Source organism: Thermococcus sp. 4557 (assembly GCF_000221185.1).
Lineage (GTDB): Archaea > Methanobacteriota_B > Thermococci > Thermococcales > Thermococcaceae > Thermococcus.
This window is the reverse complement of sequence record NC_015865.1, coordinates 1,897,417-1,916,363: the sequence shown is the minus strand read 5'-3', so window position 1 is coordinate 1,916,363 and position 18,947 is coordinate 1,897,417. Positions and strand designations below refer to the sequence as shown.

Genomic DNA, 18,947 nt, shown 5'->3' with positions numbered 1-18,947 from the left:
TAAGCGGTTCGCCCCACCGGCCACCATGCTCCTCACGAGGCACGCGAAGGAGAGACTCGTCAAGAGGCTGGCAAAGAGGAGGAAGCTCGAGCGCATCTACTCCGAGCTGTGGGCCTTCATCGACCGTTCGTGGAGGATTGACGTAAACGAGAGGATCATAATCTTCACGGACGGGAGAAAGAGTCTGGTCTGCTCCAGGCTCGACTGCGAGAGACTTCCGCTCGATGAAATAAAAGAGCGAGTTGGGGGCATCTCCAGAGCCTATGAGTGCGTCTTTCTCGACGGCAGAACCGCCAGAGAGACCGTCCCCAGAAAGTTCCTCGAGTCCGTCCCGGACGGCGAGTACTGCTTCTACATCAACAGGGAGAAGAGGAGCCTTTACATAGGCAGTGCCCCGCCGCTGCTTGCGATAACCCTGCGGCCGGCGAAGAAAAGCGAGAGGGAGTGCGCGGACTAGGCGCTCTCCTCCACGGGCACGACGAATATCTCCCCAAATGGCTCCTCCTGAATGAGGTCCACCTTCCCCATATTGGAGAGGAACAGGAGGTAGAGGAAGGTTCTGGCCACTATCTTCGGCGTCGGGTCGAAGACAAGGTCCCAGAAGTTTATGGGTTCCTTGGTCTCCCTGTACATCTCCACAACTATCTCATGGAGCCTATAAACGTGCTTCTCGATGTCAACGCGGAAGTCATCGACGACGAAGACTTCCTCCTCTATCTCGACCTTCTTTTTCTTCCGCGGCTTTCTCTTCTCCGCCTCCTCAAGGGCGTCCATGAGGGCGTCCAGGAGGTCGTCGAAGGTGTAGTAGCGCTCCACCCTGCGGAGGGGCGGAGCCAGCGGCTCGACATCAACGTGGAGCTTCTCCTCGTGCTCCTCCTCTTCCTCCTCGTCGGCGTGGAGCAGGGCCTCGCTCTTCATCCTGACGAGTATGGATGCGGCGAGGATGGCCCTGGCGGAGACGCGGAGGTCGAGCTCCTTCATCTCCCTGAGCCTTTCGATGTACTTCTCGGTCAGGTCGACGATGTCGATGTTCCAGGGGTCAACCTTCCCCATGGTGACGAGCTGGAGGAGAATGTCAACGGGCGTTATCTCCTCCTCACGGCGCGATTCCATGGTTATCACCCGCTCAGATGGCCGAACATCTCCGCGTGCTCGGCCTCGCTCCTCTTCCTTGCCTCTTCCAGTATCTTCATGGCCTTCTCGAGGCTGAGGGCAACGACGCGCGATACGCCTTTTCTCATGCTGACGCCTATTATCTTGTCCGCGTTGGCCATCATGACGTCCCTCAGCGTAACGACTATGAACTGGCTGTTCTGGGAGGCCTCCTTGATGAGGTCGGCAACGCGCTTGACGTTGGCGTCGTCCAGGTGGGCGTCGATCTCGTCGAAGAGATAGAACGGCGCCGGCTTGTAGCGCTGGATGGCAAAGACGAAGGCGAGGGCAGTTAAAGCCTTCTCTCCACCGCTCATGGCCTCTATGCGCTTAACGTCCTTTCCTGCCGGCTTGGCCTCTATCTCAAGGCCTCCTGCGAAGGGGTCGTCCTCGTTCTCAAGGATGAGCCTGGCGCTTCCTCCCGGGGAGAGCTTGGCGAAGAGCTCTGAGAAGTTCTTGGCTATTTCCCCAAGGGTCTGGAGGAAGACCTGCTTCTTCTGCCCCTCTATCTCCTCGATGAACTCCTCTATGCTCTCCTTCTCGGCAACGACCTGCTCGCGCTTGCTCTTCAGCTCGAGGTATCTCCTCTCAACGACCTCGAAGTCCTCGATGGCCTTCATGTTGACCGGTTCGAGGGCGCGTATCTCTTCCTCCATTTTCTCTATCTGCTCGCTCAGGGCGTCGAGCTCCAGCGGAACCTCTTTGATGCTCTTGATGAGCTTGGCATCGTAGTGCTTGAGCTCGTCCCTCTTCTCCTTCAGCGTTGCCTCGTACTGGGCCAGCTTTATCTTGAGCGTGTTGGCCTCTATGCGGAGCTCCTGGAGCTTGGAGCTCAGCTCGTCCTTCTCGGCGCGGAGGTCGATGATCTCGTTCTTGAGCCTCTCGCGCCTCTCGCGGAGCTCCTTCAGCTCATCCTTGACGTTCTCCTCAGCCTTCTTGAGCTCCTCCAGCTCGGCCTCAAAGTCGCTTATGGCCCTCTCGTTCTCCTCGATGTTGGCCTTGAGAGCGTTTATCCTGTTGATCAGGCCCTCTATCTCCTCCTCCAGATCCGCCCTCCTCGGGAGCAGCTCCTCGTTTATCCTGACGTCGAGGCTCTCCAGTTTGCTCTCGACCTTTCCAAGCTCCTCGCGGAGCTTGCTTATCTCGGCCTCGACCTCCCTGATCCTCTGGTTCAGCTCCCTGGCCTCCGGGTTCTCCAGGGCCTTCTTCAGCTTCGTCCTCTTCTTCTCCAGCCTCTCAATTCTGCCGCGGAGCTTCGCCATCTCACCCCGGGTATCGTGGATTTTCTTTTCCAGGGTCTCTATAAGAGCCTCGTTCTCCCTGATTTCCTCTTCAAGGGCCTTGTCCTCCGCGAGGAGGCGTTCCATCTCACGCTGGGTCACCTGGAGATCCTTGCTCAGCTCACTCTTCTTCATACGGAGTTCAAAGAGCTCGTTCTGAAGGCCCTTAACCTCGATCCGGAGGGCGTTAACGGCCGATTCCAGGGTCTCTTTCTCGCGCTCCAGCTTCTCAACACGCTTCCGTATCTCATCCACGTTGACTCCGAGCTTGCCCCTGGGCCTGTAGTGACCACCGGTTATCGCTCCGCTCCGCTCGAGGAGTTCCCCGCCGAGGGTCACCATACGGACCTTCCCTATTCCGACGGCCCTGGCCTCGTCCATGTCGTTCACTATCAGCGTGTCCCCGAGGGCATAGGCCACCGCATTTCTGAAGCGAGGGTCGTACTGGACGACGTCCAGGGCCGGAACCCCAAGGGCGGGCTCCCCCTTCATGGAGCGCGGCTTTATCTTGTTGAGCGGGAGAAAAGTCAGCCTGCCGAGCTTCTTCTCCTTGAGCAGTTTTATTGCCTTCTCGGCAACGCGGTCGTCCTCCACGACCACGTGGTCGTAGCTTCCACCGAGGGCGACCTCGACCGCCAGGGCGTAGCTCTCATCGCGAACGGTGATCAGCTCACCGAGGGAGCCGTAGAGGCCAGGAATGTTCTGGGCCTTGAGGAATTCTATGGCGCGGTTCCCGCGGACCTCGCGCTGTGCCTCGGCTTTGATGAGCTCCTCCCTGGCTTTCGAGAGTTCACCCTCGAGCTTCTTGAGCTTTCTGCTCTTCTCCTCCAGCTCCTTCTCGGCCTTCTTCAGCCTCGCCTCTGCCTTGCCCATCCTGCCCTCTACATCTCCAAGCTCCGAACGTTTGGTCTCGAGGGCGCTCTTGGCCTCGCCGATCTTGGACTTGAGCGCGACTTTCTTTGCGTTGTTCTGGGCTATCCTGCCCTTTGCACGCTCTATTTCCTCCTCGAACTTCTTGATATCGCTCTCCTTCATGTAGAGCTCCTTTTTGGCCTCCTCCAGCTCCTCGACCACGCGGTCAAAGTCCTGCTTCGCGATGGCAAAGTCCCTGTCTATCTCGCCCAGCTTAACAACCAGCTCGTTCTTGATGACTTCCTTCTCCTTTATTTCCGCCTTGAGCTTCTTGCGCCTCTTGCTCCAGCGGCTTATGGCATTTCTGCTCTTCTCTATCTCCTCTGAAACCTTCTTGAGCTCCTCCTTCGCCTTGGCAAGGCGGTGCTGGCCGTCCTCGATCTCCTTCCTGGCCAGCTCGATGTTCTTCCCGGCCATCTCTATCTTGGACTTGACCTCGCTTATCTTTCTGGTTACCTCGAGGATGCCGTCCTCGCTCTTTTCCTCAAGCTCCCTTTCAATCGTGTTCAGCTCCTTCTCCCTTGCCACGATCTCCCTGGCGATATCCGTGAGGCGGGCCTCCATGGCGGCTATCTCCGCCTCTATCTCCTTGTCGCGCAGGTTGCTCTCCTCTATCAGGGACTCGAGCTTTCTTATCTCGCCGAGGAGGAGCGTGACCTTCGCCCTCTCGACGCGGTCCTTGAGGTCGAGGTAGCGGAGCGCGTCGTTTCTCTCCTTCTCGAGCTTGTCAAGCTGGGTTTTGACCTCGCGGATGAGAAGATCAACGCGAGCCAGGTTCTCCTCGGCCTGCTTCAGCTCCTTCAGGGCCTTCTCCTTCTTGGCATCGTACTCAGCTATCCCAGAAATTTCGTCTATGAGCATCCTCCTCTCGGTGGGGCTCATCTTAATGAACTTGGTGATGTCTCCCTGCAGAACGAGGTTGTAGCCCTCGGGTGAAATCATGGCCGCGCTGAGGACGTCGAGGATGTCGCTTCTGCTGCTCCTCTTGCCGTTGAGCCAGTAGGTGCTCCTGCCGTCGGGATAGACGCGCCTCTTTATGACGACCTCGTCCTCGTCGATTGGGAACCCCCTGTCCTCGTTGTTGAAATACATGGCAACCTCGGCGTACTTTGCCGGCGCTTCCGTCTTGGTGCCCGCGAAGATGAGGTCGCTTATCCTCGTGGCACGCATCGCCTTGGCTGACAGGCCACCGAGGACGAAGAGCACGGCGTCACCGATGTTGCTCTTCCCAGAACCGTTGGCACCGACGATCGCTGTGAACCCTCTAGAAAGCGGAACAACGACTTTCCTGTTGCCGTAAGATTTGAAGCCTTTCATTTCAATCTTCTCAATGTACGGCATGCCCTACACCTAAACGAGAGAATGGCGAAGAAGGTTATATAACTTTACTCCTCTTGAACTCCCCGTCCCCCGGGCACGGAGTACCGATTGCGTGCTCACTCGACTATCCTGCGGAGGATGTTCAGAACCCTGCTGTCGAGGCCGTCGCTGACGGTGACGTAAAAATCGGAGTTCGTGAGAAGGGTCATGTCCCTGAGTTTGCTGACGAACCTGAGCGTCGGCTCGACCCCGTTCTCAATCATGAGGTACTCGATGGCGTCCAGAATGACGTCCACATCCTCATTTTGAAGCTGCTCCCACACCATCTGCTCGATGGCATGGAGCCTCGAGGGGGATACCGCGTTCGGGTAGGGGACCTTTGTGACCCATATCGGGTGTATGTTCGGACTATCGAGCTCCGAGGGAGCCCTGCGGGTTATGAGAAGCTTCCTGCGGTGGTTATTCCTCCGGATGATATCGTTGAGGCGTCTGTAATCAACCACTCTCGACCCGAGGTACCTGGGCCGACCTCTCAGCAACATATCCATCCCTTCTCGCACGGATTGCTACGGGTTGGTTGCTTAAACCCGTCACGCCAACTCAAGTTCGTATTCAACTTTATAAGCATTACTGTGTAAAATTGGAAGATTAGCAACATACCAAAAATGCCGCATAAAACTGAAACAAAATACAAAATGTTGAGAACTATGGAAAATTAAAACCGATTACTCGGCCTTTCTTTCGCAAAGTTCGAGCAGAACGCCCGTTACTGCCTTGGGGTGGACAAATGCGATTTTCGCACCTCCAGCCCCGATTCTGGGCTGTTCATCGATCAGCCTGTAGCCCTCTTCCTTGAGCTTCTCGAGCTGTCCCTCGATGTCATCAACGCCCAGGGCTATGTGGTGTATCCCCTCACCGCGCTTGGCGATGAACTTGGCTATGGGCGAGTCCTCGGCGGTCGGCTCGAGGAGCTCAATCCTGCTCTCGCCGACGTGGATTATCGCGGTCCTCACCTTCTGGTCCGGGACCTCCTCTATCTCCTCCACCTTGAGACCGAGGCCCTCCCAGACCTTGATGGCCTCATCCAGGTTCTTAACGGCTATACCAACGTGGTCTATCTTCTTTATCATACCTTCACCCCCAGGGCTTTTTCGAGTATCCTATCCGCGGCAGAGTACGGGTCGATCTCGCGCCTCACAACCATCCCTATCAAAGACGAAATCTCCTCCTCGCCGAGCTTCTCCCCCACTAGCCTCGATATCCTGCCCGAGACTATCGTCTTGACTTCCTCCTCGGCCCTGAACTGCCTCTTCCGCTCTATCTCCCCGCTCCTCTCAAGAAACTCCCTGTGCTCGTTGATCGCGCTCCAGAGGTCGCGTATTCCTCTCATGGTCGTCGCGACCGTCTCCACGATCCGCGGCCGCCAGCCCCGCCTCTCCCAGCGCTCCTTCTCGAGGTCGAGCATCATGCTGAGTTCAAAGTAGGTGGCATCGGCCCCCTCCTTGTCGGCCTTGTTGATGACGAACACGTCGGCTATCTCCATGAGCCCGGCCTTTATCGCCTGTATGTCGTCGCCCAGACCCGGGACCGTGACGAGAACCACCGTGTCGGCGGTCTTAACGATGTCGATCTCAATCTGGCCGACGCCGACGGTCTCCACAAAGATCACATCGCAGCCGTAGGCGTCGAGAACCTTGATGGCATCGGCCGTGGCCTTGGCGAGGCCCCCGAGGGAGCCGCGCGTCGCCATGCTCCTGATGAAGACACCAGGGTCGGTCGAATGCCTCTGCATCCTTATCCTGTCCCCGAGAAGAGCGCCGCCGGTGAAGGGCGAGGTGGGGTCTATCGCTATAACGCCGACGACCTTGCCTTCCTCCCTTGCAACGCGGATGAGCTTGTCGAGAAGGGTGGACTTTCCGGCCCCAGGCGGGCCGGTGATGCCGACGATGTAGGCGTTGCCCGTGTGGGGATAGATTTTCGAGATTATCTCCCTCGCCTTCTCCTCATCGTTTTCAACGAGGGTTATGAGGCGCGCAGTGGCGCGCTTGTCGCCGGTGAGCATCCTCTCTATGAGACCGTCTAACATCGCCACCACTAGGACAAATTATCCAGGTAAGAAATTATAAAGTTTGCTCAGTTCTCCCTGAATTTCTTCAGCTTCGGCACGTTCTCGTCTATGAAGCCGACTATATCCTCAATCGGGCTGCCGGGGCCAAAAACCCTGGCCACACCCATCTTCTCGAGCTGTTCGGCGTCGTCGGGCGGGATTATTCCACCGGCTATAACGAGAACGTCCTCGTTGATCTTCAGGCCGCGCTCTTCGAGGAGCCTGAGTATCTTCGGTATGAGAACCATGTGGGCGCCGGAGAGGATGCTTATTCCAAGGACATCAACGTCCTCCTGAACAACGCTCTCGGCTATCTGCTCGGGGGTCTGCCTGATTCCAGTGTAGATGACCTCAAAACCTGCATCGCGCAGTGCCCTGGCGACGACCTTGGCACCCCTGTCGTGACCGTCAAGTCCCGGCTTCGCAACGAGAACCCTAACCTTGGAGCGCTCGACCATTTTCACCACCGCCTCACTTTTGTTTCCCGCGGTATTTAAAGATTGTCAAAACTCAAGGTTAAGCTTTACGTTGGATATTTTGTCCAGAAGGCTTTATAACGTCCCCGCGAGAGGATAAAGCATGCCCAGGTTTCCCCACGATGCCCACACCCACACCACATACTCGGACGGCAGGGGATCGATAGCCGACAGCGTGGCCGCGGCGGAGGCGAGGGGGCTGGCGCTGCTCGGAATAACCGACCACAGCCACTACTTCGAACCCGGAACCCTCGGCCGCTACGTCAAGGAGGTCAGGTACTGGGGCGAGGACGCGGGGCTGACGATTCTGGCCGGGATTGAGGGCAACATAACCCCCAGGGGCGTCGATGTCCCGGACTTCATGGCGGAGAAGCTCGACTACGTGATAGCGAGCGTCCACCAGTGGCTCGAGAGGCCGGAGGAATACGTGGAGCTGGTGAAGCTCGCCCTCGAAGACGACAACGTTGACATCATCGGCCACTTCGGGGCCAGCTTCCCCTACATCGGCTTCCCGTCCGCCGACGAGCTGGAGGAAATACTCGAGCTGGCGGAGGCTAGGGGCAAGGCCTTTGAGATAAGCTCCCGTTACAGGGTCCCGGACATCGACTTCATCCGGGAGTGCATAAGGCGCGGGATAAAGCTCACCTTCGCGAGCGATGCCCACTCACCGAGGGAGGTGGGCGGCGTTTCCTGGAGCGAGAGGGTATTCAGGAAGGCGGGCGGGACGAGGGAGGACCTCCTGTTCGGGGAGTTCCTGTGAGTAGCAAATCTTCTCGATGTTTCCCTGTCTTTCGATTCTCCTGGGGGTCTTATTGCAACCCAAGTGGAGCAGGGAGGACAGGGCCATCATCGTCACCATTTCAATTCTCCTAGAGAGTCTTGTTGCAACCGGCCGACCCGTATGTCCCCGGCCCTGAGCGCCTGCTTTCAATTCTCCCAGAGTCTTATTGCAACCGTCTTGTGCGTGAATGCTGTCCACAAAGTATTCCAGTTTCAATTCTCCCAGAGTCTTATTGCAACCTTTAGACGCTCAACCCAGGACCTAACACATTCTACCAGTTTCAATTCTCCCAGAGTCTTATTGCAACAACGCGACCTTTACCCAGGTGAACGCGACCGAGGCCAACTTTCAATTCTCCCAGAGTCTTATTGCAACGAGATTGAGCCGCTACTTAACAAAACTGGGACCTACTCTTTCAATTCTCCCAGAGTCTTATTGCAACTCCTTTCCCCTCGACTATGAGGGGCTCCGTCGTCCTCCCTTTCAATTCTCCCAGAGTCTTATTGCAACATACACCTGGGCGTTGATAGCACCAGAGCTAGTAAACTTTCAATTCTCCCAGAGTCTTATTGCAACGCCTTTGAGCTTGATGAGTTCGAGCCCGACCCGTTTTCGCTTTCAATTCTCCCAGAGTCTTATTGCAACTTTCTTCATCGTCAATGTCCAGACGGCGTTTCATCTCTTTCAATTCTCCCAGAGTCTTATTGCAACCCGAAAAAGTCCCTGACGACTTTTTCCACGTCCTCCTTTCAATTCTCCCAGAGTCTTATTGCAACGATTATAGATGAGCCCGTTTCTACCGATGAGCCAACCGCTTTCAATTCTCCCAGAGTCTTATTGCAACAGGTAATCGGCCGCGTAATAAACTTGGGCGTTCCCGACTTTCAATTCTCCCAGAGTCTTATTGCAACAGGCGGGAGTTTCCCCCACTTTGCCCAGTAAAGCTTTGAGGAACTTCCGATATTTAAGCATTTCTGGAAGTCCCCGTCAGGGGAACAGCGACAGGCGCTCAATTCCGGCAACTACATGAGTCCTTTAAGTTATCGGGCGGATGAAACGGCCGCGATCCTCGGGCGAACAAAGATGTGCATGAGGGTTCCCCGGACTTCAAAGGGCTCGGAATTTAAAACAGGCCGGTAACTCCCCCATAAACTGGAAAAGACTCACTTATGGTGGGGATATCCATGCCCTCTCCTCCGTGCCGCCGGTATTTCAATCTCCGAAAAATTTTCGTTATAATGAATTGGCATAACAGTAACATGTGGGCACAGTTCCAGGCCCCAAATAATCGCCTTCCAAGGAGTGAAGAAAAGGGCTTTTCGAAATTCCAGGAGTTATGGCGGAGAAAACTTAGAACGGCGAAACCTCAGCGTGATAGGACCTCAAACCCGAGCTCCCTCAGCTTCCAGACTATCTCAATGGGGAACCCGACGACGTTGTAGTAGTCCCCGCGGATCCACTCGACGAAGAGGCCCGCCTTTCCCTGTATGCCGTAGGCCCCTGCCTTGTCCATCGGCTCGCCGGTGTCGATGTACGCCCAGATGATGTCGTCGTCCAGCTCGCGGAACTTGACCTCTGTAACGGCAACCCCCGAAATCTCCCGACCCTCGTGGATTATGCAGTAGCCCGTCGTGACCCTGTGAACCCTCCCGCTGAGGAGCCGGAGCATCTCGAAGGCCTCCTCCCTGCTCCCGGGTTTGCCGAGGATGTGGCCGTCTATGCTGACGACGGTGTCGGCGCCGATGACGGTTCCGCCCACGCGGTCGTGCACTTCCCTGGCCTTCCTCCTCGCCAGTTCGAGAGCGTACTCGGCGGGGTTTTCTATGCTGCACTCCTCGCTCGCGTTGCTCGGAATAACCTCGAACTCCCGTATGAACCTGGCGAGTATCTCCCGCCGCCTCGGTGAAGCAGATGCCAGAACCAGCATGGTATCCCCTTCCGGAGAGGGTTAAAAAATCTTGCGAGACGGGTTCACTTCATCCCCTCAACCTTTCTCTCCAGCGCCTTTATCTCGCGCCGCAGTTCCTGTATCTCCGAGTTCAGCCCCGCAAGTTCATCCGCTATTCCCAGGAACGTCCAGCCGACTGCGGCGAGGATCAGAACCACCATCAGGGTGAAGAACCATCCCATGGGATACACCAGTGCGAGGATTGAAAGGACGATTATGACAAACCCGCGGGTGGAGATATCAGCCATCGATGGGGCCCTCCCGGCCTTTTAGGGATTCCAGCTCCGCCCTCAGGGATTCAAGCTTCTCGTTGAGCTCCCTCCGCATCTCCCCCATTTTCCAGACGACGGTGCCGAAGGCGATGACGAGGAGACCAAACCCCAGGGCACGGCCCTCGGTTATCAGGATACCCGCCAGCCCGAGGGCGCTCAAAATGGCACCGAGAGTTTCAAGGGGGTCGTACCTCTCCCCCACTCTTTACCACCATGGAAAAGAAGAGAGCAAACTATAAAAAGTTTGCTCATGCGGTCGCCCAGATGGGTATCCCGGCCTCAAGGAGCCTCCTGAGTTCCTTGCCTATGGGCGTGCTCTTGCTGACCTTCACGAGTCCTTTCTTGCTCGGTGTGGCCGTGAAGACGTACTGCTCACCGCCGTAGAACTTGAGCGGCCTCTTCGCGTAGTCCGGCGAGACGCGGAGGACGATGGTTTTCTTCTTCTCCTCGATCTCCACGGGGAGCTTCTCCTTGGGCTTCTCCGCCTCGCGCTCGGCGAAGCTCTTGACGTCGATGCTTATTCCTATCCTCTTCTCAAGCTCCGTGATTCTCTTGCCCTTCTTCCCGATTATCGCGGGGATGTCGAACTCGTCCGCGTAGATCACAGCCTTGTGGGGACTGACTATTTCGACCTCCGCATAGACATCGGGCAGGAACTTCTTTATCTCCTGCTTGAGCCTCTTCTCCGCGAGCTTTAGTGCCGGGGCCTTCTCCTCCTTCTTCACCGGGACGACGCTTATCTCCTCGCCGTAGGTGTATATCTCGTACTCGAGCTCGCCGGTTTCAAAGTCGCGAACCTCGATGACGGGCCTGGCGAGGTCTTCCTCCCTCATGCCGCTCGGCACCTTGACTAGGTACTCCAGCGTGAGAACCTTCGCGACCCTGCCTGCCTTGATGAAGAGGACCGTATCGACTATCTGGGGAATCATTCCGAGCTCCACTCTACCTATGAAGCGCTGTATCGCGTCTATCGGCTTCGTCGCGTGGACGACACCGACCATCCCGACGCCGGCGAGCCTGAGGTCGGCGTAGATCTTAAAGTCGCTCGTCTTCCTCATCTCGTCGAATATCGTGTAGTCCGGCCTGACGAGGAGCAGTATGTCGCCGGTCAGCTCCATCCTGCCGTTCAGGGCAGTATACTGGGTGATTTCCTCGCCCACCTGGAGGTCGCGGGGCTTTTCCATGGTCTTCACTATCTTGCCCATTCCCGCGTACCATTCCGCCAGGGCCTGGGCAAAGGTCGTCTTGCCCTCACCCGGCGCTCCCGCTATGAGTATGCCCTCCGCCTTGTCCGCCAGCCTCTCCAGGAGCTTTTCACTGAGCTCGTACTCCTCGATGCTCAGCTTTCTGACGGGTCTGACTGCAGTTATCTCTATCCTGTCCGCAAAGGGCGGCTTGGCGATGACTATCCTGTAGTTGCGGAGCTGGACGACGGTGGCGCCCGGCTCGTCGAGCTCTATGAAGCTCTCGGGGTCGCGCCTGGCCCTCTCCACTATGTCGTCCGCTATCTCCTCAAGCTCCCCATCGCTCAGAACCTCATCGCGGACGGGCACGAGCCTCCATTCTCCTGGCCGTCCCTTCTTTGCGAACGGCCTCATGCCGCCCTTGAGGTGAACGCTCATGGTGGTCTCGTCGAAGAAGTCCTCGAGGCGGTGCCGCACCTCCTTCTTCGCGGTCAGATAGACCACGTCTATGCCCTTGGCGATGGCCACGTCCCTCTGAACCCTGTCGCCCGTGATGAGCGTCGCTCCGAGGGCCTGTGCGGCCTCACGGACCATACTGTCTATCTCGCCGGACTTCGCCCTCCGTATCTGCCAGAGCTCGGGCCTCTCGCCGTAGAACTCGAGGAGGATTCTGTCGCTGTCCGCCATCTCGCGGAGCTTTTTGAGTTCCTCGAGACCCACGTGGCCTATGGCCTTTCCCTCGTTGGCCTGGTGCTCTATCTCAGCGACGACGGCTTCGGGAATGACGACCTTGACCTTCTCGCCAAGCGACGAAAGGAACTGCGTGAGCCTGCCATCGACGATAACGCTCGTATCTGCAACGAATACCTTCATCTCTCCCACCCCTTTTTCTCTCTCAACGCCCTCTGCGGCTAAAGGTTCATAAAGGTTTAGCCGAAAATAGAATGGGTGGGACGATGGGAAGGCTTATCTCGATAGCCTCCGGCAAGGGGGGCACCGGAAAAACCACCACGACCGCGAACCTCGCCATAGCCCTCGGCAAGATGGGATACAAGGTCTGCGCCGTTGATGCGGATTTGACCATGGCGAACCTGAGTCTGGTTATGGGAATAGATGACGCTTACACGACCATCCATGACGTCCTCTCCGGCAGGACGGATATAAACAACGCCATATACGCCACGACCTACGAGAACGTCCATGTTATTCCCGCCTCCATAGACTGGGAGCACGTCATCCGGGCGGACCCGAGGAAGCTTCCCGAAACCATAAAACCCCTTAAAGCAAGTTTTGACTTCGTGATAATCGACTCCCCCGCGGGGCTCCAGATGGACGCCATGAACGCGATGATGAGCGGGGAGGAGGTTCTTCTCGTAACGAACCCGGAGATATCCTGTATCACTGACACGATGAAGGTGGGGATGGTTCTCAAAAAAGCCGGCCTCGTTGTTCTGGGCTTCGTGCTCAACCGCTACGGCAGGAGCGATAACGACATCCCGCCCGACGTGGCGGAGGAGGTCATGGAGATCCCCCTGCTGGCGGTTATCCCGGAGGACCCACCTGTAAGGGAGGCGACGCTTGAGGGAGTTCCCGTTGTTGAGTACAGGCCGAACTCTGCAGGTGCCCGGGCATTCATGGAGCTGGCGGAGAGGATAACCAGGATAGCCGGCCTCAAGGCAAAGGTGATGGGATGATTCTAACTTTCATAGGCACAGCCGGAAGCGGAAAAACAACACTTAGCGGAGCCTTCGGACGTTACCTTGAGGAGAACGGTTATTCTGTGGGCTATGTTAACCTGGATACCGGCGTTGGAGACCTCCCCTATCGCCCCGATATCGATGTGAGGGACGACGCTACCGCATGGGAAATAATGGAGGAAGGCTACGGGCCCAACGGCGCGATAGTGGAGAGCTACGACAGGCTTCTCCAGAAGGTGGATGCGTACGTTTCCGGAATAACAAAGCTCGCGGGGGAGAGGGACTACGTTATCATTGACACCCCCGGGCAGATGGAGACCTTTCTTTTCCATGAGTTCGGTGTCAGACTGATGGAGGGCCTGCCCAGCCCCCTAACGGTTTACCTATTCAGTCCCGACATTCTGAAGAGGCCCGCGGATTTCTGCTTCGCGCGCTTCTTCAGTCTGATGGTAGACCTCCGGATCGGCACCACCACGGTTCCAGCGCTCAGCAAGATCGACAATGTCGAGAACCTGGACCGCTACCGGAGGTTCCTCGACGACATCGATTACCTCACCTCCCGCCTGAAGCTCGAGCCGTCCACCCAGGGGCTCCTGGCGTACAGGATGTGCTCATCCCTGCCGGAGCTCGCCCCACCAACGAGGGTCCTCTACCTCTCGGCGGTGACCGGTGAAGGCTTCGATGAGCTCGAAACTCTGGCCTATGAGCATTACTGCACCTGCGGGGACCTGACGTAGTTCACCCATCCAGCACAAATTTGGACGGATGTTCAGAATTTCCGGCCGTTTCCTATCACTATCCCACCTCGAAAGCGGGAAGTCTTTTCTTAACGACAACCAACTTCCAGCGGTGGGAGAGCATGTGCCTTGTGGCGGGTGGACTCGGTTCAAATCTCAGGGACAGGTTCATCGTCATGATAAACGCCGGAAAGCACAGGGGAAAGGACAGCTTCGGCGTATGGACGGACGAGGGCGTACTGAAATCGAGCGACTTCTCGAAGGTTCCCGAAATACCCGACGGGAAGATAGGCCTCATACAGTGCAGGCTCGCCATGACGGGCTCCCTGGGCTTTACCCAGCCCTTCGTCAATGAGCTGGCCCTCGTCCACAACGGCGAGATATATAACCACCGCGAGCTGAGGGCGTGGCTGGAGGGAAAGGGGGTATCCTTCGAGACGGACGTGGACAGCGAGGTAATCCTCAGGCTCATCGAGTTCTTCCTCGACCGCGGGCTGGACGCCTTCGGGGCGGTTCGGAAGGCGATGCTGATGATGGAGGGGGACTACGCCGTGGCCTTCTCGGACGGCGAGAGGATTCACCTCTTCCGCGACCCGCTGGGTGTAAGGCCGCTGTACCTCTCCCCGGAGGGATTTTTCGCGAGCGAGAAAAAGGTGCTGTGGGCCATCGGGCAGGAAGCCATTCCTGTAGGGCCCGGTGAGCTGGTCACGATTTCGAGGGATGGAGTTGAAGTCAGAAAAGCCCTCCGGCTGGAAGAGCTGAGAAGAAAGCCCCTCGACCAGGAGATGGCGGTTAAGGCCATCGGCAGGGCTCTGACCTGCTCCGTCCGCCACAGAGTGGGGAAGAAAACCGGGGTTCTCTTCTCCGGGGGACTGGACAGCTCCCTCGTTGCTCTCATCGCCTCGGAGTACTCCGACGTCGTCCTCTACACCGCGGGGATGGAGGGAAGCCCCGACATCGAATGGGCCAGAAGGGCCGCGGACAAGCTCGGCCTAGAGCTCAGGGAGTACGTCTTCGACCTGGACGATGTGAGGGAGGCGGTTCCAAGGGTTGCCTTCGCGATAGAGGAGCCGAACCCCATGAACCTGGCCATCGGGATACCCCTGTACTTCGCCACGCGGCTCGCGAGGGACGACGGCGTCAAGGTTCTCCTGAGCGGGCAGGGGGCAGATGAGCTCTTCGGCGGCTACGCGAAGTACCTGGAGAGGCCCAAGCTCATGGAGGAGGACCTCAGGGGGCTGGGTGAGAGGAACCTCGCCAGGGACGACAAGATAGCCATGCTGAACTCTGTGGAGGGGCGCTTCCCCTTCCTGAGCCTGTCCGTCGTCTCAGCGGCGATCAACACCCCGCTCGATGCAAAGATATCAGAGGGCGTGAGGAAGGCAGTTCTGAGAAAAGCGGCGCTGGAGCTGGGTCTGCCCGAGGAGATCGCCATGAGGGGGAAGAAGGCGGCCCAGTACGGCAGCGGTTCCCAGAAGCTCCTGGAGAAGCTCGCAAAGAGCGAGGGCCTGGGACTGAGGGAATACGCGGAGAAAGTCTTCAGGGAGATTTTTAAACGGGAATAAACGTTCCTGAACGTTCTTTAATAGTCCCGCCCCAAATGGGGCACCTCCACGTTTTTTCCTGCCAGCGGGGCTAACGCTGCCGAACGGTTTCGTGAAAAAGGCTTAAATAGGCCCTTTTCCAACGGTAAACTGGTGAGAGAACGTGGAGTTGAAAAAACCTGCCGTCATTTTCATCGGGCTCATCTTCATACTGGCCGTCATCCCGGGGGGAGGCGTCGGGTATGCGTCCGCCGCGAATCAGGGCATCGTTATCCTCGTGACGGACAACGAGGCCGATGAGGCGCTGGCGTACAGCGTGGCCTCCCTGCTTGGTGCCAGGGTTATCGTGAGTCCCTGGGGGACGTACAGCCCTGAGGTCAGCGCGGAGATTCTCAGCGAGGAGCCGGAGAGGGTGATAATAATCGGCGGACCCGTCGCAATCCCCGAGGACTACACCGGCGACCTGGACGACTTTGGAATCCCCTACGAGCGCTGGTACGGGGAGACGAGGTACGAGACAAATCTGGCCGTGATAGAGGGGCTGAGTGAAGAATTCCCCGAGGCTTTCGCGGACATCGAGACCGTGGTAATCGCCAACGGCAGGGACGGACTCGCGCTGAGGGAGTACACCAGGACGATTAAAATCGGACCCTCCGGGACGCATGGAAGGCTCATCATCCTGACGGACGACGGGAAAACCAACGAGACCCTCGAGGCGCTGGCGAAGTTCAGCGGATTAAAGGGAGTCGTGTACATGACAACGTCGGATGGGGGGGAGCCCCTGTTTCCCCTGAACCGGGGAAAGGTTCTGGGATTTGCCCGGGAGCGCTTCGGAAACGACATAGGCACCGAGGAGAAAGCGACCTCGCCGGGGCCAAGGGACACCCTCGAGGTTCTCACGGCGGTTCAGAACAAGACGGACCGGGCGGAGAAGCTGCTCGACGGCCTTCAGATACCCGCCGCCAGAAGGAAGCTCGAAGCCGCCAGGGGCCTGCTCGAGGAGGCGTGGAGTGCGTACAACGCGGGCGACTACTCCAGGGCGTACCTGCTGGCAGTACGTGCGGGGGGAGAGGCGGATTTTGTGATAGCGAGAACGTACGTGGAGATAAGAACCGTGTACCAGGGTTCAGCCGAGTTGAGACTTCAGAGAAGGCTTTCACAGCTCGAGGCCATGGTAAACGTCCTCAGGGCGAAGGGCTATGATGTGGACGAGATAGAAAGCCTGCTCCAGCAGGCGGAGGATGCCCTCAAGAGGGGAGATTATTCCGAGGTAATCCATGACCTCATACCCCGCATAAAGGAGATGCTGGCAGAAAAAACCGTCTGGAGGCGCGGTGTGCCCCATCTACCCCATCCAGGGGGACGGGACCGGGGCAGACCATAAGTCTTTTTAACGCCTCCCCTCCATTCTTCCCGGTCAAAATGAGGATTCTAATGGTCGGTCACTATCCCCCGCACTCCGGCGGCGTTGCCAACCACCTAGATAGCCTTGTGAGGGAGCTCAGAAAACGCCACGAGGTTCACGTTCTGACCTACGGGCCGGTTGAGCCGAGGGAGTTCGAGCGGGAGTTCGTCCACCAGATCAAAGTCCCCCCGATTTATGGGCTGAGGGGAACGAGCTTCGCCTTTCTGGGTTCCAGGAAAATCGCCCGGCTCCACAGGGAGCTGGGGTTCGATTTGATTCACGCTCATTTCGTTGGGACAACCAGCTTCGCGGGCGTTCTCGCGAAGGAGAAAACCGACCTTCCCCTCGTCGTCACGGCCCACGGAAGCGACCTGGAGCACACGGCAAAGCTGACCCTCGGGAGGTTCTACGTGAAAAAAACCCTCGCCGAGGCGGACGCGGTGATAGCTGTCAGCCACTGGCTGGCGAGGAAGGCACTGGCCCTCGGGGCGGGGCGGGTGAGCGTCATACCCAACGGGGTGCGTGAACTCGAAGGGGCGGGGAAACCGGGGAACGGGAGGAGGTACATCACGTTCATCGGCGCCCTCCGCGAATACAAAAGCCCGGAGACTTTCATAGAGCTGGCGAGGGCGTTTCCCGAGAGGGAGTTTCTTGTGGCGGGTGACGGCCCGCTCAGGAGGAGTCTGGAGGCGAGTGCGCCAGAAAACGTGAGGTTCCTTGGGTACAGGCGTGACGTCGGAAAGATTCTGTCGGAGAGCGTTCTCCTCGTCCTGCCATCCAGGAGGGAGGGCTTTGGTCTCGTCGTCATAGAGGCCAACAGCCTGGGCGTCCCGGCGGTGGGCAGGCGCGTAAGCGCGGTTCCCGAGCTGATCAGAGCTGGGAAGAACGGACTCACTTTCGAAACGTTCGATGAGCTCGTTGAGGCTGTAAGGATTCTCACCGCGCCGAAAAAGAACCGGAAAGCCGGGGCCGTTGCGAAGAGTGTCGCGGCGCTCTACTCGTGGGAGGCCGTCGCGGCGGCGGTCGAGGGGGTGTACTCCTCGGTGGTTGGGCAACGTTTTTAACGGCCCCGACTCCGTGAAGGCTGAGGGGTGAGAGCATGACGGTAGTAATCAACATGCGAGACGGAGTGGATGAGAGGGGCATAAAGATAGCCGCAAGGTTCATACTGGATGGGAAGCTGGTTGCGTTTCCAACAGAGACCGTTTACGGCCTCGGTGCGGACGCCCTGAACGCCCGGGCCGTGAGGAGGATATTCGAGGCCAAGGGCAGGCCGGCGGACAACCCGCTCATCGTTCACATAGCTGACTTCAGCGACCTGGGGCGGCTCGCGAGGGACGTTCCCCGTGAGGCAAGGCTCCTCGCAGAGAGGTTCTGGCCGGGCCCCCTGACGATGGTCCTGCCAAGGGATGAGAACGTCCCGGACGTTACCACCGGCGGCCTCGACACCGTGGCCGTTAGAATGCCGGCGCACCCCATAGCGCTCGCGCTTATAAGAGCGAGCACCCCCGTGGCGGCACCCTCAGCGAATATAAGCGGAAAGCCGAGCCCCACCCTGGCAGAGCACGTCATAGACGACTTCTACGGGAGGATAGAGTGCATAATCGACGGCGGCGAGACTAAGATTGGGGTGGAATCAACGGTGATAGACCTCAGCTCGGAGAGGCCGACCCTGCTGAGGCCCGGCGGCCTTCCACTGGAGGAGATTGAGAAGGTCATCGGGGAGGTCGAGATACATCCGGCGGTCAGGGGCAAGCTCGTGGACGTCGCCCGCTCCCCCGGGATGAAGTACAAGCACTACTCGCCGAACGCCCAGGTTATAGTGGTCGAGGGGAAGAGGGAGAACGTGAGGCGTAAGATAGCCGAGCTGGTGCACGAGTACCGCGCCGACGGCCTCACTGTTGGGGTGATGGCAACGGAGGAGTACGACGCGGACGAGTTCTTCCACCTGGGAAGCACCGAGGAGGAAGTGGCAAGGAATCTCTTCAGGGCGCTCAGGGAGCTGGATAAACGCGGTGTGGATGTCATAATCGCGGAGGGAATCGAGGAGAGGGGACTGGGATTCGCGGTGATGAACAGACTGAGAAAGGCAGCGGGGTACAGAATAGTCTGGGCATAGACAACGCTTAAAT

General features: G+C 58.0%; 18 protein-coding genes and 1 CRISPR repeat array. Of the genes, 8 read left to right on the top strand and 10 right to left on the bottom strand.

What is annotated here, in order from left to right:
* Positions 1-25 precede the first annotated feature (25 nt).
* A complete protein-coding gene (locus GQS_RS10215; RefSeq protein WP_014013617.1) occupies positions 26-457 on the top strand; it encodes a hypothetical protein in 432 nt (143 codons plus the stop codon).
* Here GQS_RS10215 and GQS_RS10210 read toward each other — a convergent pair.
* From GQS_RS10210 to GQS_RS10185, 6 genes are all read right to left on the bottom strand, one after another.
* Positions 454-1,113, bottom strand: a complete 660-nt coding sequence (locus GQS_RS10210) for a ScpA family protein (protein WP_014013616.1) — start codon at positions 1,111-1,113, stop codon at positions 454-456. The two genes, GQS_RS10215 and GQS_RS10210, sit on opposite strands and share 4 nt — an antisense overlap.
* Before the next feature lie 5 nt (positions 1,114-1,118).
* Positions 1,119-4,685, bottom strand: a complete 3,567-nt coding sequence (smc, locus tag GQS_RS10205; RefSeq protein WP_014013615.1) for a chromosome segregation protein SMC — start codon at positions 4,683-4,685, stop codon at positions 1,119-1,121.
* A 95-nt stretch (positions 4,686-4,780) separates the two neighbouring features.
* On the bottom strand, positions 4,781-5,212 hold the full coding sequence (locus GQS_RS10200) for a DUF835 domain-containing protein (protein ID WP_238515772.1): 432 nt from the start codon (positions 5,210-5,212) through the stop codon (positions 4,781-4,783).
* A gap of 177 nt (positions 5,213-5,389) precedes the next feature.
* A complete protein-coding gene (mce, locus tag GQS_RS10195) occupies positions 5,390-5,794 on the bottom strand; it encodes a methylmalonyl-CoA epimerase (protein ID WP_014013613.1) in 405 nt (134 codons plus the stop codon).
* Entirely contained in the window at positions 5,791-6,750 is a 960-nt protein-coding gene (gene meaB / locus GQS_RS10190) for a methylmalonyl Co-A mutase-associated GTPase MeaB (RefSeq protein WP_014013612.1), read from the bottom strand. Before meaB ends, mce begins: the two co-directional genes overlap by 4 nt.
* 47 nt (positions 6,751-6,797) lie before the next feature.
* Positions 6,798-7,229, bottom strand: coding sequence for a cobalamin B12-binding domain-containing protein (locus GQS_RS10185; RefSeq protein ID WP_014013611.1), 432 nt, complete (start codon positions 7,227-7,229; stop codon positions 6,798-6,800).
* A 121-nt stretch (positions 7,230-7,350) separates the two neighbouring features.
* Here GQS_RS10185 and GQS_RS10180 point away from each other — a divergent pair, with 121 nt between their 5' ends.
* Positions 7,351-8,007 (top strand): PHP domain-containing protein, encoded by a 657-nt coding sequence (locus GQS_RS10180; protein ID WP_014013610.1) that lies wholly within the window; start codon positions 7,351-7,353, stop codon positions 8,005-8,007.
* 30 nt (positions 8,008-8,037) lie between these two features.
* Positions 8,038-8,939: direct repeats of the CRISPR family, unit length 29 nt; unit sequence TTTCAATTCTCCCAGAGTCTTATTGCAAC.
* Between the two features lie 455 nt (positions 8,940-9,394).
* Here the strand turns inward: GQS_RS10180 and GQS_RS10175 are convergent.
* From GQS_RS10175 to GQS_RS10160, 4 genes are read right to left on the bottom strand one after another with little or no spacing between them, the layout of a single operon-like run.
* The gene (locus tag GQS_RS10175; protein WP_014013608.1) at positions 9,395-9,955 is read right to left on the bottom strand and encodes a Maf-like protein; all 561 of its coding nucleotides are present in this window, start codon (positions 9,953-9,955) and stop codon (positions 9,395-9,397) included.
* A gap of 44 nt (positions 9,956-9,999) precedes the next feature.
* A complete protein-coding gene (locus GQS_RS10170; RefSeq protein ID WP_014013607.1) occupies positions 10,000-10,224 on the bottom strand; it encodes a hypothetical protein in 225 nt (74 codons plus the stop codon).
* Positions 10,217-10,450 (bottom strand): hypothetical protein, encoded by a 234-nt coding sequence (locus GQS_RS10165; RefSeq protein ID WP_014013606.1) that lies wholly within the window; start codon positions 10,448-10,450, stop codon positions 10,217-10,219. The genes GQS_RS10170 and GQS_RS10165 overlap by 8 nt, the downstream gene beginning before the upstream one ends.
* Positions 10,451-10,496: 46 nt before the next feature.
* Entirely contained in the window at positions 10,497-12,305 is a 1,809-nt protein-coding gene (locus GQS_RS10160; RefSeq protein ID WP_014013605.1) for a PINc/VapC family ATPase, read from the bottom strand.
* A gap of 83 nt (positions 12,306-12,388) precedes the next feature.
* On the opposite strand from GQS_RS10160, the gene minD reads away from it, so the two are divergent.
* The 6 genes from minD (at position 12,389) to GQS_RS10130 (ending at position 18,934) form a co-directional block, all read left to right on the top strand.
* Complete coding sequence (minD, locus tag GQS_RS10155; protein WP_014013604.1) at positions 12,389-13,126, top strand: cell division ATPase MinD; 738 nt, start codon at positions 12,389-12,391, stop codon at positions 13,124-13,126.
* Entirely contained in the window at positions 13,123-13,866 is a 744-nt protein-coding gene (locus GQS_RS10150) for an ATP/GTP-binding protein (protein ID WP_014013603.1), read from the top strand. Before minD ends, GQS_RS10150 begins: the two co-directional genes overlap by 4 nt.
* A 122-nt stretch (positions 13,867-13,988) precedes the next feature.
* On the top strand, positions 13,989-15,431 hold the full coding sequence (asnB, locus tag GQS_RS10145) for an asparagine synthase (glutamine-hydrolyzing) (RefSeq protein ID WP_014013602.1): 1,443 nt from the start codon (positions 13,989-13,991) through the stop codon (positions 15,429-15,431).
* A gap of 142 nt (positions 15,432-15,573) precedes the next feature.
* Entirely contained in the window at positions 15,574-16,794 is a 1,221-nt protein-coding gene (locus GQS_RS10140; protein ID WP_014013601.1) for a hypothetical protein, read from the top strand.
* Between the two features lie 38 nt (positions 16,795-16,832).
* Positions 16,833-17,879: a glycosyltransferase family 4 protein gene (locus GQS_RS10135; protein ID WP_048056585.1), complete on the top strand. Its 1,047-nt coding sequence runs from the start codon at positions 16,833-16,835 to the stop codon at positions 17,877-17,879.
* Between the two features lie 35 nt (positions 17,880-17,914).
* Positions 17,915-18,934, top strand: coding sequence for an L-threonylcarbamoyladenylate synthase (locus GQS_RS10130; protein WP_014013599.1), 1,020 nt, complete (start codon positions 17,915-17,917; stop codon positions 18,932-18,934).
* Positions 18,935-18,947 lie beyond the last annotated feature (13 nt).

Coding starts and splice junctions, on each gene's coding strand:
- GQS_RS10215 (WP_014013617.1), top strand. CDS start 26: ATGCTCCTCACGAGGCACGCGAAGGAGAGACTCGTCAAGAGGCTGGCA.
- GQS_RS10210 (WP_014013616.1), bottom strand. CDS start 1,113: ATGGAATCGCGCCGTGAGGAGGAGATAACGCCCGTTGACATTCTCCTC.
- smc (WP_014013615.1), bottom strand. CDS start 4,685: ATGCCGTACATTGAGAAGATTGAAATGAAAGGCTTCAAATCTTACGGC.
- GQS_RS10200 (WP_238515772.1), bottom strand. CDS start 5,212: ATGGATATGTTGCTGAGAGGTCGGCCCAGGTACCTCGGGTCGAGAGTG.
- mce (WP_014013613.1), bottom strand. CDS start 5,794: ATGATAAAGAAGATAGACCACGTTGGTATAGCCGTTAAGAACCTGGAT.
- meaB (WP_014013612.1), bottom strand. CDS start 6,750: ATGTTAGACGGTCTCATAGAGAGGATGCTCACCGGCGACAAGCGCGCC.
- GQS_RS10185 (WP_014013611.1), bottom strand. CDS start 7,229: ATGGTCGAGCGCTCCAAGGTTAGGGTTCTCGTTGCGAAGCCGGGACTT.
- GQS_RS10180 (WP_014013610.1), top strand. CDS start 7,351: ATGCCCAGGTTTCCCCACGATGCCCACACCCACACCACATACTCGGAC.
- GQS_RS10175 (WP_014013608.1), bottom strand. CDS start 9,955: ATGCTGGTTCTGGCATCTGCTTCACCGAGGCGGCGGGAGATACTCGCC.
- GQS_RS10170 (WP_014013607.1), bottom strand. CDS start 10,224: ATGGCTGATATCTCCACCCGCGGGTTTGTCATAATCGTCCTTTCAATC.
- GQS_RS10160 (WP_014013605.1), bottom strand. CDS start 12,305: ATGAAGGTATTCGTTGCAGATACGAGCGTTATCGTCGATGGCAGGCTC.
- minD (WP_014013604.1), top strand. CDS start 12,389: ATGGGAAGGCTTATCTCGATAGCCTCCGGCAAGGGGGGCACCGGAAAA.
- GQS_RS10150 (WP_014013603.1), top strand. CDS start 13,123: ATGATTCTAACTTTCATAGGCACAGCCGGAAGCGGAAAAACAACACTT.
- asnB (WP_014013602.1), top strand. CDS start 13,989: ATGTGCCTTGTGGCGGGTGGACTCGGTTCAAATCTCAGGGACAGGTTC.
- GQS_RS10135 (WP_048056585.1), top strand. CDS start 16,833: ATGAGGATTCTAATGGTCGGTCACTATCCCCCGCACTCCGGCGGCGTT.
- GQS_RS10130 (WP_014013599.1), top strand. CDS start 17,915: ATGACGGTAGTAATCAACATGCGAGACGGAGTGGATGAGAGGGGCATA.